Source organism: Pseudomonas sp. KH_021 (assembly GCF_057838865.1).
Map to the genome: position 1 here is coordinate 1895497 of NZ_CM174477.1, position 12597 is coordinate 1908093.

Below are 12597 nucleotides of genomic sequence, written 5' to 3' on the forward strand. Positions count from 1 at the left end.
TCGATAGTCGGCCCCTACACGGCTGCTACAAACCCTTGGCCCCGTCCAGCAACGCTTCAGACAACCCCACCGCGCACGCTGAACATCGGTGAATCACCCGCGTCGAAATGCTTGAACGACAGCCGCGCCTTGCAGGTGACGGGAGATCTGCACCAGCGCGTCTTCGGCGCAGATGCCGGCGTGGACCTGGAACAGTGAAGCGTGGGCGTTGTGACAGGAACAGAAGGGCGTTTGGGCGGTTTGCAGGATGGTTGGGGGAATTTCAGTGGGTGGGTCTGGAACAATCTTCATCAAGTTGACGCTCCTTAATCGGTGGAGCTGCCGAGCATCGCTGCTAAACGATAAGGTGGCAGCTGTACGCGGGTTAGCAGACCAGGGATCAAGGAACCCGGCGCGCACGAAGGCGCCCCGCGCACAGCCGCCATGACACGAATAATTGGGCTGTGTTACGAGCTCCAACAATCGAGAGAGCGGCACCTATGCGCCTTGACCTTGAAGCCGAGCTGCTAAACCCGATCACTACATTTGCAGCGACCGCAGAAGCCTAGGGGCACGGCTTCCCAGGGACAAGATCATGGGAGGCGACAGGCTGCGTAGGATATTTCTGGAGTGATGATTGGGCTAGAGAGTTTCTAACCCGCTTGCGAAGAATGCTCGCCACCAAATCGTAGGAAAAATCACACCATGTGGCTTGGCACGCCGGGGGTGTAGGAGCAGACCTTGGTCGCGATGGCATCACCGCGGACTATGATAAACCGCGGTGATGCCATCGCGACCAAGGTCTGCTCCTACGCGCCGATTTGGCGTCTAGTCCATTTGGGTGAGGTTGGCCCGCATTGCCCCGAGTAGCCTGTGCACACAACCCCCCCCGGTGGCCGTCAAAGATGGGTATCACCATGAAAACAAGAAAAACAATCAGGTGGATGTTAACGGTGTTGGGCCTGTGCCTGATGCTGGTGTGGATGGTGCAGATGCAGCGTTCGGTCACGTTCGTGCGCGGAACGCAGGCGATGGTTTGTGCCCAGGGATTCAGCGGCTGTGCGCAGCCGTTGGTGTCAGTGCAGCAGCTGTTTGGTCGTTAATGATCAAGCTGTACCTATCAGATCTGCTAGTTGTGCGTGGTCGAGCATCGGCGTAGTAATGAGTGCTGCAAATAATAAAGCAGAGCCACATTCGTGATGCCCGATAAAAGCAATCATGCCTGCACCTTGATGCTGGCCGCGGACAGGCAAAATTCGGTACTGCAATCGCACCGTATTGTGGCTCCCGAATTTGCCGCCTATACCCCGTATGGTTACCGGCATCTCCTGCGCGAGAAATCCATTAGCCTCGGATTTAGTGGCGGCTTTACTGAGAGCATGACTGGCTGGATGTTGTTGGGCAACGGCTACCGTGCATACAGTACGGCGCTGATGAGGTTTTTCAGTCCAGACAGCTGGAGTCCGTTCGGGAAAGGCGGTTTCAATGCTTATGGTTATTGCGGCGGGGATCCGATTAATCGGGTTGATCCGTCGGGGCATATGAGAATTGGAGTTCAGTCTGCTAGGCCTCAAGGGCTTTTTATAAACCCCACGCGGCGGAAAATTGTTCCACTCCTGCCCATTGAGGGCTTGAAGTACAGTCATCATGAGAGAGGTAATTATATTGGTGGCGGAGTGGCTGCGTCCTGGAGCATCCATAAGGAAAAATGGACTCTAAATGTTGAGTTGCATGGATCCGACTCCGGGCAGCATGTGCTGGGCGTGGATAAGGCGAGGGGGACAATGTACAGTGTTGAAGATGTAGCGGCTATGATAACGAAAGATCCGAGAGTTATTGAGGCGGCGTTTCGCATAAAGCTGATTATGTGTCATGGGGGGGAATATGGAGTTGATGCATTTGGTGCTAGGTTGGCCAAGACTCTTGAAAGGCCAGTGAAAGCTTATATTGGTAAAGTCACTTCTATCGATATAGTTCCAAAGAACCATTTTATGTATAACTATATAGGTATCGCAAAATACGATGGGTGGCACTATAAATCCATATATTTCGATAAGAGCGGGAGGGTGATGAAGCCTAAACGCACTATCATCGATATGGGTGATTAGGCTTGTTTCGGGTGGTCAATATACGCTGAATAATATTCTTGCTATTTCCCCTCAAACACCGCCTTCCTCTTCTCAATAAACGCATCCATCCCTTCCTTCTGATCCCTGGAAGCAAACAACAACGCATTCGCCTTCCTCTCCAGCGCCAGCCCCGCCTCCAGCGAAGCATCCATCCCCGCCAGTATCACTTCCTTGACCTGCTCCGCCGCCAACGGCGACATAGCTGCAATCAGCGCAGCCTGCTCCAGCGCCACCGCCTGCACGCGTTCATCTTCGACCACTTCACTCACCAACCCCGACACCCACGCCTCATGCGCGGTGATCGGCCGCCCGGTCAGGGCCATCTGCATCGCCTTGGCCTTGCCCACCGCGCGCACCAAGCGCTGTGTACCGCCAATGCCGGGCATGATGCCAATTCGAATTTCCGGCTGGCAAAACCGCGCGCCAGTACCGGCAATGATGATGTCGGCATGCATCGCCAGCTCACAGCCGCCGCCATAGGCATACCCACACACCGCCGCAATCACAGGCTTGGGGCAGTGCTGGATCGGCCCCCAGACGCGTTCGGTATGGCGTTTGTAAATCTCGATAGGCCCCACGCCTGCCATGCTGGTGATGTCGCCACCGGCGGCGAACACGGTCGGGCCGCCGGTCAGCAGAATGCAGCGCACCTGCTCATCGTCCGCCAGCGCGCGAAAGTGTTCCGACAGCAAGGCTTGCAGCTCAAGGCTCAGGGCGTTGGAGACGGTGGGGCGGTTGAGGGTCAGGCGGGCGACGCCGGGGGCTGGGTGGTCAAGCAGGACGGGGGCTGGGCTGGTGCTCATGGCAGGGCTTCCGCAGGCTAAATGAATAGTGCTGATTGTTGGCGGCTGGGCCTGCGGGCTCATCGTCCGTTCAGACGACGAGCCCAGGGCCGCGACTCCATACAGTGGAGCTACGACACTGCATGAGGAGCTTGCGATGAGTGAGCGCAATAGTCTGGATTTCAGCGGCAAGACCGTGCTGGTCACAGGCGGTACCAAGGGCATCGGTGCCGGTATCGCCCGTGGTTTTCTGCAAGCCGGCGCCCAGGTGGTGGTGTGCGGGCGCCAGGCGCCGGAGCAACTGCCGCAGGCCAACAACCAGCAGGCCCATTTCATCGCCGCCGACGTGCGTGACAACGACTCTCTGGCCGCGCTGTTCGCCGAGATCGAAAGCCGTTTCGGACGCTTGGATGTACTGGTCAACAACGCCGGTGGCAGCCCTTCGGTAGACGCCGCCAGCGTCTCGCCGCGTTTTAGCGAAAGCATCATCAAGCTCAACCTGATCGCCCCCTTGAACGTCGCCCAGCAGGCCAACCGGCTGATGCAACAGCAGGACGGCGGCGGGGTGATCGTGTTTATCGGCAGCATCAGTGCGCTGCGACCTTCGCCGGGTACGGCGGCCTATGGCGCCGCCAAGGCCGGGGTGCTGGCCTTGGTCAGCTCGTTGGCCGTGGAGTGGGCACCCAAGGTGCGAGTGGTGGCGGTCAGCCCAGGCTTGATCCGTACCGAACAATCTCATCTGCATTACGGCGATGAAGCCGGTATCGCGGCGGTCGGCTCGACCATCCCGGCCGGACGCATGGGCGAGCCCGGCGATATCGCCGATGCCTGCCTGTATGTGGCCTCGCCGCTCGCGGCCTATTTGAGCGGCAGCAACTTGCTGTTGCACGGCGGCGGTGAAAAGCCGGCATTCCTTGGCGCCTCCACGGCACAAAGCGCCTGACCCCACGGGACGGCGCCGCACCTTGCGTCGTCCATCACGACTTTAAGGAGACGAACTTGGCTGATCCAGAATTGATTGAGAAAGTGCGGGCCATGCTCGGGCGTCAATACGGCCGCGTGTACGGCTGGGACGCGGTGAACGCGCCGATGATCCGCCAGTGGTGCGAGCAGATGGGTATCGAAAACCCGCTCTACACCGACCCAGGCTTTGCCCGTGACGCCGGCTACCCCGACCTGGTCGCGCCACCGGGCATGCTACAGGTCTGGTGCATGGGTGGGCTGGACAACGAAAACTACGCCCCCGGTTCCACCGACGAAAACAGCTTCGAAACCCTGAAGATCATGGAGTCCTACGGCTACCCGGCCGTGGTGGCGGTGAACTCGGAACTGAGCTTTGTTCGCCCGGTCACCGTCGGTGAGCGGCTGTTCTACACCAGTCGGGTCGATGCGATCTCCGATGAAAAAACCACGCCCCTGGGCACCGGCTTTTTCTTCACCCTGGTGATGGATTATTGCGTTGAGCACCCTAACGGCGGCGCTGACGAAAAGGTCGGCGAGCAACTGTTCCGGGTCTTCAAATTCAAGCCTGCCGAACGCCCGGCCGCCGCACCCGCGCCGGTCGAAAAACCTGCCGTCAAGCGCCCGCTGCCGGGTGTGAGCGACGACACGCGGTTCTTCTGGGAAGGCTGCGAGCAGGGCAAGTTGCTGATCCAGCGCTGCACCGCCTGCCAGACCCTGCGTCACCCGCCGGCCCCCGTGTGCATCGACTGCCACTCGTTCGAGTGGGACACCGTCGAGGCCAAGGGCACTGGCGAGTTGTATTCGTTCGTGGTCATGCATTACCCCGAGGTGGCGCCGTTCGATCACCCCAACCCGATCGGCCTGATCGAGCTGGACGAGGGTGTGCGCCTGGTCACCGGGTTGACCGGTGTGGAGCCTTCGCAACTGCAGATCGGCCAACGGATGCAGGTTCAGTTCCAGCGCTTCGATGACCAGCAAACCCTGCCGCTGTTTCGCCCGCTGAGTGCCTGAGGAGGCGTCATGGATTTTTCCCTGAGTGACGACCAGCGCGCCATTGCCGAGATGGCCGAGGGTTTGTTTCGCGACTATTGCAGCGATGACCATCTGCGCGATTTCGACCTGAGCGGCGAGCCGTTTATGCAAGCGCTCTGGCAAGCCTGCATCGAGACCGGGCTCAACGCCCTGGCCGTCGATGAAGAGCAGGGCGGCAGTGGTTTGGGCATGACCGACTTGATGTCGGTCTTGCAGGCACAAGGTACCGCCTTGGGCCTGGTGCCGCTGTGGCAACAGCAATTGGCCTGCCTGGCCTTGATTCGTCATGGCGCGCCCGTTCATGCCGCACTGCTGGAAAAGGTCGTTTCCGGCGAGGCGCTGCTTGGTCTGTCGCTGGCCCGTGACAGTGGCCTGACCCTGAGCGCCGACGGCGAAGGCTGGAAGCTCGATGGCCACCTGAGCGCCGTCCCTTTGGCCGCCCAGGCCCAGGCACTGCTGGTGCTTGCCCAGAGCAACGATGGCCCACGACTGGTATTGGTCGAGCCGACGGTCAACGGCGTCAGCCTGACCCCGGCCGTCGCCAACCATGGCCTGGCCGTGGCGGATATCGACTGCAACAGCGTGCGCCTGAACGCAAACGCAGTGTTGTCGCACACCGCGCTGGACTGGCTCGAACCCCGCGCCATTGCCGCCATCGCCGCCTTGCAGTTGGGCGTCAGCGAAGCGCAATTGCGCCGCACCGTGGAATACGTCAGCGAACGTCGTCAGTTCGAGCGCGTCATCGGCAGTTTCCAGGCCGTGCAAATGACCCTGTCGGACTGTCGCATCGCGGTCGAGGCGTTGCGCTCCTCGCTGTACCAGCTCTGCTACCGCCTCGACGCGGGCCTTGGCTGTCAGGCCGAAGCGCTGGCGACCCGCTACCTGAGCTGCGAAACCGGCCACCTGGTCGGGCACAAGACGCAGCACGTGCATGGCGGCATCGGCGTTGACCTGACCTACCCAATCCACCGTTACCTCTACTGGAGCCGCGACCTGGGCATGACCCTGGGCGGTAGCGCCGGCACCCTCGAACGCTTGGGCGACTGGCTGGCCAATCACGACAATCTGGGATGGAAATATGACCTCGAAGAAAACCCTAGCCTTTGCTGATGTGAGCCTGGGCCAGGCGCTGCCAGAGCTGGTGGTGCCGATTACCGTGACGCTGATCAACGGCGGCGCCATCGCCACGCGCGACTACTTTCCAGGCCACCATGACCTGGCAGCGGCGCAGGCGCTGGGCTCGCCGCACATCTTCATGAACATCCTCACCACCACCGGCCTGGTGCAGCGTTACGTGCAGGATTGGGCAGGCCCCCTGGCCACCTTCAATGACCTGCGCATCAAGCTGGGCGCGCCCAATTACCCGGGCGACACCATGACCTTCAGCGGTGAGGTCAGCGAGCGTGACGAAAGCGGCAAACGCGTGACCCTGAGCCTCAAAGGCAAAAATTCAATGGGCAACCACGTGACCGGTACGGTCAACCTGGTCCTGCAGTGAGCAAGCGGAGGCAGTCTTCATGAGTCAACCATCCCTATCGGGCAAGGCGGCGATCGTCGGGCTCGGCGCTACCGAGTTTTCCAAGAACTCCGGCCGCACCGAATTGCGCCTGGCCATGGAAGCGACCCTGGCGGCCCTGCGTGACGCCGGCATCGACCCGTCTGAAGTCGACGGCTTCAGCTCGTACTCGGTCGACAAAGTACCCGAGTACGAAATCGCCCGTTTGCTGGGCTGCAAGGACGTCAAGTTCTTCTCCCAAGTGCCTCACGGTGGCGGCGCCGCTTGTGCGCCGATCATGCATGCGGCCATGGCGGTGGCCACCGGTGTGGCCAAGACCGTTGTCGTCTACCGGGCGATGAACGAGCGTTCCTGGTATCGCTTCGGCACCGGCACCTACGGCTTTGCCTCGACGCCGATTTTCGAGAACGTCAACTACGGCTGGTACATGCCTCACGGCTTCCATACGCCTGCGGCCTGGGTGGGCATGTTCGCCCAGCGCTACATGCACACCTATGGCGCCACCAGCGAAGACTTCGGCCGCGTGGCCGTGGCCGCACGTGATTTCGCTGCCACTAACCCGGCAGCGTTTTTCCACGGCAAGCCGATCAGCCTGGAAGACCACCAGAACTCGCGCTGGATCTGTGAGCCGCTGCACTTGCTCGACTGCTGCCAGGAATCCGACGGCGCCGTCGCCATGGTTATTACCTCGGTTGAGCGGGCGCGCGACATGCCCAACAAACCGGTGGTGATCAAAGGCGCTTCGCAAGGGATCTCCAGCGGCCAGCAGGTCATGACCTCCTACTATCGCCCCGAGATCACCGGCCTGCCGGAGATGAGCGTGGTGGCGAAGGAAGTTTATCGCCAGTCGGGCCTGGGCCCGGAAGCGATCCAGACTGCGGTGATCTACGACCACTTCACGCCGTTTGTACTGCCGCAACTGGAAGCGTTTGGCTTCTGCGAAACCGGCCAGGCCAAGGACTTCATTCGTGCCGGTCACCACGCCCGTGGCGGTCGCTTGCCGATCAACACCCACGGCGGGCAGCTGGGCGAGGCCTATATCCACGGCATGAACGGCGTGGCCGAGGGCGTGCGCCAGGTGCGCGGCAGTGCGGTGAACCAGGTGAACGATGTTGAAAACGTGCTGGTGACCGCCGGTACCGGCGTTCCCACTAGCGGCCTGATCCTGGGCGCGCTTTGAGGAGGTTGCGATGTTCGTTGATCTGAGCAAGGAACAACAGGCACTGCGTCTGCGCGTGCGGGACTACTTCAGCGAGCTGATGACCCCCGAGCTGCGCCTTGAGTTGCGCGGCAAAGAAGGTGGCGACACCTACCGTCAGGTGGTTCGCCAGATGGGCCGCGATGGCTGGCTGGCAGTGGGCTGGCCGAAGGAATTCGGCGGCCAGGGCTATGCGGCCACCGAGCAGTTGATCTTCTTCGAAGAGGCCAATATTGCCGGGGCGCCGCTGCCCTTCGTGACCATCAGCACCGTTGGCCCGGCGCTGATGGCGCATGGCAGCGAGGCGCAGAAAGCGCGCTTTCTGCCAGGGATCGCAGCAGGGGACATTCATTTCGCCATTGGTTATTCCGAGGCCGGTGCCGGCAGCGACCTGGCGACCCTGAAGACCTCGGCGCGCCAAGAGGGTGATCAGTTTGTCGTCAATGGCAGCAAGCTGTTCACCTCCGGTGCCGAGTCTGCCGACTTTATCTGGCTGGCGGCTCGCACCAACCCCGAGGAAGCCCGACACAAAGGCATCTCGATCCTGATCGTGGACACGAAAAGCGAAGGCTTTTCCCACACGGTGATCACCACGTGCAGCAACCCGACGGCGGCCACCTACTACGACAACGTAGCGGTGCCGGCCGACATGCTGGTGGGCGAGTTGCACAAGGGCTGGAAACTGGTGACCTCGCAGCTCAACCACGAGCGTCTGGGCCTGGGTGCCTGGGCCGACAAAGTCGTGGGGCTGTTTCGCCGCGTTTACCTGTGGGCCAAGGCTGCCGATGCCCAGGGCAAGCGGGCGATGGACAAGGCGTGGGTACGCACGTTGCTGGCCGAATGTTATGCGCGCCTTGAGGCCATGCGCCTGATCAACTTCCGTATTGCCGCTGACCTGGATCAGGGCCGCATGGACATTGCGCTGGCGTCTATCACCAAGGTCTATGGCTCGGAATCGGTGATCGAGATTCTGCGCAAGCTCAACGAAGTGGTCGGCGCTCAGGGCCTGGTGCAAGCCGGGTCGCCTGCGGCGTTCTTGCACGGCGAGCTGGAGTACGAGATTCGCGCCGCGGTCACCAACACCTTTGGCGGCGGCACCAACGAAATCCAGCGCGAGCTGATCGCTCAGTTCGGCCTGAACTTGCCGCGTACGTCGCGCTAGGGAGCCTTCTATGAATTCGACTTTCACGCCAGGGCGTGCCCATCCCTACGAGCACGTGACCCATTGGGATATTGAGACCGACGTGGCGGTTGTCGGTTTTGGCGCCGCCGGTAGCTGCGCCGCCATCGAAGCGCGCCAAGCCGGTGCGCGGGTGGATATTTTCGAAGTGGCTGCGGCCGCGGGAGGCAGCGCCGCCTTGTCGGGTGGCGAGGTTTATGTGGGCGGCAATGGCGGCACGCCAGTGCAGCGTGAAGCCGGATTCGAAGACAGCACCCAGGCCTTTGCCCAGTACTTGAGCATGGCCGGTGGGCCTGCGGCCGATCAGGAGCGGGTAGCGCTCTACGCCGAACGCGGCGTTGAGCACTTTGCCTGGTTGCAGGCCCAAGGGGTGCCGTTCAAGGGCACCTACTTGCCCGGCAAGTGGATCGAGCCGACCACCGACGACACCCTATTGTGGTCGGGCAGTGAAAAGGCCTGGCCGTTCAGTGCCCAGTCCACCCCGGCGCCCCGAGGCCATACGGTGCAGTTTCCCGGTTGGGGCGGCGGCAAGCTGTTGATGGAAAAACTCTGTGCCCGCGCTGAAGCGCTGGGCGCCGAGGTTCACTACAGTGTTCGCGCACTGTGCCTGATCGTCGACCGTCACCAGCGCGTTCGCGGGCTGGTGGTTCGACGTAATGGCGAACCCTGTTTTGTTCGGGCCGAGCGTGGGGTGATTCTCTGCGCGGGTGGCTTTATCGCCAACCGGACCATGGTCGAACGCTATGCGCCCCAAGCGCTGGCGTGCGATCAACAAGTCAGTGCTGGCAACGACGATGGCTCAGGCATCCGCATGGGTATCAGCGTTGGCGCCACCACATTAAACATGCATGAATTCTTTGCCACGCTGCCGTTTTTTCCGCCGGCGTCCTTGGTAAAAGGGATTTTCGTCAACGACCGTGGCCAGCGTTTTATTAACGAAGACGCCTACCACGGCCGTGTCGCCCACTACGTGCTGCGTCAGCCCGGGCAACAGGTCTGGTTGCTGGTGGACAACGCGATTTTTGGTCGCCCGGTGATCCAGCCCGACATCCAGATCGCCGCTGTCGGCGATACCTGGGCTGAAGTCGAGCAGGAGCTGGGCTTGCCCGAGGGCTCGCTGGTACACAGCGTCGACACCTTCAATCGTCACGCCGCGCAAGGCCAGGACCCATTCTTCCACAAGGACGCCGAATGGCTGCGCCCGCTCAGTGAGCCGCCGTTTGCGGCGCTGAGCTATTGCCCCGGTGACATCCAGGCTCACGCCTTCACGCTCGGCGGTTTGGCCACACGCCCCAATGGCGCCGTGCTGGACGCCGACGGCCAGGCCATTGCCGGCCTTTTTGCCGCCGGGCGCACCGCTTGCGGCCTGCCGCGTTGGGGCGAGGGCTACAGCTCCGGGCTGTCGCTGGGTGATTCGACTTTCTTTGGCCGTCAGGCCGGGCTGCATGCCGCCCGTTCTTCCTCTGAAACACAGGTAGCCCCATGAGCGATCTCGAACAGTTTCGCCTGCAGACCCGCCAGTGGCTGCAGGACAATTGCCCCCCTTCCATGCGTACGCCCATGCCTGCGGGCGAAATGGTCTGGGGCGGCAGCCAGATACGTTTTGACAGTGAAGACCAGCGTCTGTGGTTCACGCGGATGCGTGACAAGGGCTGGTTCTGCCCCGATTGGCCACGCGAATACGGCGGTGGCGGCCTGAGCACCGAGCAGACCCAGGTGCTGGAAAGCGAAATGCGCCGCCTGCATTGCCGCCCGCCGCAAATCAACCTGGGCATCTGGATGCTCGGCCCTTTGCTGCTCGAATACGGCAGCGAAGCGCAAAAGCGCGAACTGCTCCCACCCATGGCCCGCGGCGAAGTGCGCTGGTGCCAGGGTTTCTCCGAGCCCAACGCAGGTTCCGACCTCGCCTCGCTGCGCACCAGTGCGCGTGAAGAGGGCGATGAGTTTGTGGTCAATGGCAGCAAGATCTGGACCTCGTACGCCAACTATTCCGACTGGATGTACGCGCTGGTCCGCACCGGCCCACAGCAGCCCAAGCACTCGGGCATCAGCCTGGTGGTGCTGGACATGCGCAGCCCAGGCGTGAGCGTTTCGCCTATCGACTTGATCAGTGGCAAGTCGAGTTTCTGCCAGGTGTTCTTCGATGATGTGCGCGTGCCCAAGGCCCAACTGGTCGGCAACCTCAATGAAGGTTGGAACCTGGCCAAGGCGCTCTTGCAGCACGAGCGTCGGGCCATGTCGCGGTTCAGCGAATTCAGCCTGCCAACGCATTTCGACCTGGCCGAATACCTGAACCGCTATCTGCCCAATGCCAGCACGGCGGCCGATATCGTCCTGCGCCAGCGTGCCGTCGCCTGCCTGATGGATGAGCAAGCCTACAGCCTGACTAACCGGCGCATGGCCGAAACCGCTCGGGCCGGCAAGGACATCGGCGGCCTGATGGCCATCGCCAAGCTGGTGCACACCGAGCAGGAGCACGACAAGTTCGAGCTGCTGCTTGACCTGATGGGTCAACAGGGCCTGGGCAGTGGTGGCGATGGGCACAGCGAGCGAGAGCTGGCGCTGGCCCATTCGTGGCTGGGCAGCTTCACCCAGACCATCTCCGGCGGCTCGTCGGAAGTGCAATTGAATGTCATCGCCAAGCGAGTGCTTGGCCTGCCTGACGCCAAGTGAGGATCTCATCGTGAGCCTGGTTTATAACGACGAACAACAGCAGTTGCACGACAGTGCCCAGGACTACCTTGCCGCCCGTTCACCGGTCGAGGCCGCTCGACGGCTGCGCGACCTGGGCGTTGCCGAAGGTTTTGACAGCGAGGTCTGGGCTGGCATGCGCGAACTTGGCTGGAGCGCCGTGGCGTTCAGCGAGGCCCATGGTGGCTTGGAGTTTGGCTTGCAGGGCTATGCGCCGCTGTTCGAGCAGATCGGTCGCCACCTGTGCGCCTCGCCATTGCTGTCCAGCGTGGTGTTGTGCGGCAGCTTGATTGAACACTGTGGCAGCGAAGTTCAACAAAACCAGTGGCTGCCTGCCCTGATCAGCGGTGAGCAGCGCCTGGCGCTGGCATTGGAAGAAGGCGTGCGCCATACGCCGCAGCCGGTCGCCCTGCAAGCTCGGCCTGACGCCGACGGCTTTGTGCTCGACGGCACCAAGACCTGGGTGCTCGATGGCCTGGGCGCCGATCAGTTTCTGACCGTAGGCCGTGTGCCTGGCGGTGAACTGGCATTGTTCCTGGTCCAGGCCACAACGCCGGGTGTGCGGATCGAAAAGCTGGCATTGGTGGATTCGCGCAACCATGCGCGGGTGCATTTCGAGCACGTCAAAGTGCCGGCGAGCGCCAGGCTGGCCTGCGCGGACGCAGGCCCCGCATTGGAAGTCGCCCTGGAGCGCGGCCGCGCATGTCTTGCGGCCGAGTTGCTGGGCATCTCCGAGCGCTGCTTTGAGATGACCCTGGAATACCTCAAGACGCGGGTGCAGTTCGATGCGCCGATCGGCTCGTTCCAGGCCTTGCAGCACCGCGCCGCACGCCAGCACGTGCAGTTGCAGTTGGCGCGCAGTGCGGTCATGGCCGCCTTCGAAGGCCTTGATCAAGCCGGCATCAGCGCGGTAGAGCGGCGCCAGCGGGTGAGCCTTGGCAAGTGGAAAGCCAATGAAATGGCGCAACTGGTCAGCAACGAATCGGTGCAGATGCACGGTGGCATCGGTGTGACCGATGAGTACGACCTGGGCCTGTACCTCAAGCGTGTTCGTGTCGCCCAGGCGTGCCTTGGCGATAGCGATTATCTGTGCAGCCTGTACGGCGAAACCCTGAACTGAGGAGGCC

The 12597-nt window shown here is 61.9% G+C and carries 13 protein-coding genes; 11 read left to right on the forward strand and 2 right to left on the reverse strand.

The window, feature by feature from the left end:
- Window positions 1-93: 93 nt before the first annotated feature.
- Window positions 94-291, reverse strand: coding sequence for a hypothetical protein (locus tag AC3IX4_RS08915; protein WP_489260190.1), 198 nt, complete (start codon window positions 289-291; stop codon window positions 94-96).
- Window positions 292-884: 593 nt separating this feature from the next.
- Here AC3IX4_RS08915 and AC3IX4_RS08920 point away from each other — a divergent pair.
- Both AC3IX4_RS08920 and AC3IX4_RS08925 read left to right on the forward strand, forming a co-directional pair.
- Entirely contained in the window at window positions 885-1082 is a 198-nt protein-coding gene (locus AC3IX4_RS08920) for a hypothetical protein (protein WP_489260191.1), read from the forward strand.
- Between the two features lie 96 nt (window positions 1083-1178).
- Entirely contained in the window at window positions 1179-2087 is a 909-nt protein-coding gene (locus AC3IX4_RS08925; protein WP_489261254.1) for an RHS repeat-associated core domain-containing protein, read from the forward strand.
- A 41-nt stretch (window positions 2088-2128) separates the two neighbouring features.
- On the opposite strand, the gene AC3IX4_RS08930 is transcribed toward AC3IX4_RS08925, so the two are convergent.
- Window positions 2129-2911: an enoyl-CoA hydratase gene (locus AC3IX4_RS08930; RefSeq protein WP_489260192.1), complete on the reverse strand. Its 783-nt coding sequence runs from the start codon at window positions 2909-2911 to the stop codon at window positions 2129-2131.
- Between the two features lie 136 nt (window positions 2912-3047).
- On the opposite strand from AC3IX4_RS08930, the gene AC3IX4_RS08935 reads away from it, so the two are divergent.
- From AC3IX4_RS08935 to AC3IX4_RS08975, 9 genes are read left to right on the forward strand one after another with little or no spacing between them, the layout of a single operon-like run.
- Entirely contained in the window at window positions 3048-3833 is a 786-nt protein-coding gene (locus AC3IX4_RS08935; protein WP_489260193.1) for an SDR family oxidoreductase, read from the forward strand.
- Window positions 3834-3889: 56 nt separating this feature from the next.
- Window positions 3890-4864 (forward strand): OB-fold domain-containing protein, encoded by a 975-nt coding sequence (locus tag AC3IX4_RS08940; RefSeq protein ID WP_489260194.1) that lies wholly within the window; start codon window positions 3890-3892, stop codon window positions 4862-4864.
- Window positions 4865-4873: 9 nt separating this feature from the next.
- Window positions 4874-5995: an acyl-CoA dehydrogenase family protein gene (locus AC3IX4_RS08945; protein WP_489260195.1), complete on the forward strand. Its 1122-nt coding sequence runs from the start codon at window positions 4874-4876 to the stop codon at window positions 5993-5995.
- On the forward strand, window positions 5964-6383 hold the full coding sequence (locus AC3IX4_RS08950) for a MaoC family dehydratase (RefSeq protein ID WP_489260196.1): 420 nt from the start codon (window positions 5964-5966) through the stop codon (window positions 6381-6383). The genes AC3IX4_RS08945 and AC3IX4_RS08950 overlap by 32 nt, the downstream gene beginning before the upstream one ends.
- Window positions 6384-6402: 19 nt before the next feature.
- Window positions 6403-7581 (forward strand): lipid-transfer protein, encoded by a 1179-nt coding sequence (locus AC3IX4_RS08955; protein ID WP_489260197.1) that lies wholly within the window; start codon window positions 6403-6405, stop codon window positions 7579-7581.
- Window positions 7582-7591: 10 nt separating this feature from the next.
- Window positions 7592-8761 (forward strand): acyl-CoA dehydrogenase family protein, encoded by a 1170-nt coding sequence (locus AC3IX4_RS08960; RefSeq protein WP_489260198.1) that lies wholly within the window; start codon window positions 7592-7594, stop codon window positions 8759-8761.
- A 10-nt stretch (window positions 8762-8771) separates the two neighbouring features.
- The gene (locus AC3IX4_RS08965) at window positions 8772-10265 is read left to right on the forward strand and encodes an FAD-dependent oxidoreductase (protein ID WP_489260199.1); all 1494 of its coding nucleotides are present in this window, start codon (window positions 8772-8774) and stop codon (window positions 10263-10265) included.
- On the forward strand, window positions 10262-11452 hold the full coding sequence (locus AC3IX4_RS08970; RefSeq protein WP_489260200.1) for an acyl-CoA dehydrogenase family protein: 1191 nt from the start codon (window positions 10262-10264) through the stop codon (window positions 11450-11452). Before AC3IX4_RS08965 ends, AC3IX4_RS08970 begins: the two co-directional genes overlap by 4 nt.
- A 10-nt stretch (window positions 11453-11462) precedes the next feature.
- Window positions 11463-12590, forward strand: a complete 1128-nt coding sequence (locus tag AC3IX4_RS08975; RefSeq protein ID WP_489260201.1) for an acyl-CoA dehydrogenase family protein — start codon at window positions 11463-11465, stop codon at window positions 12588-12590.
- Window positions 12591-12597 lie beyond the last annotated feature (7 nt).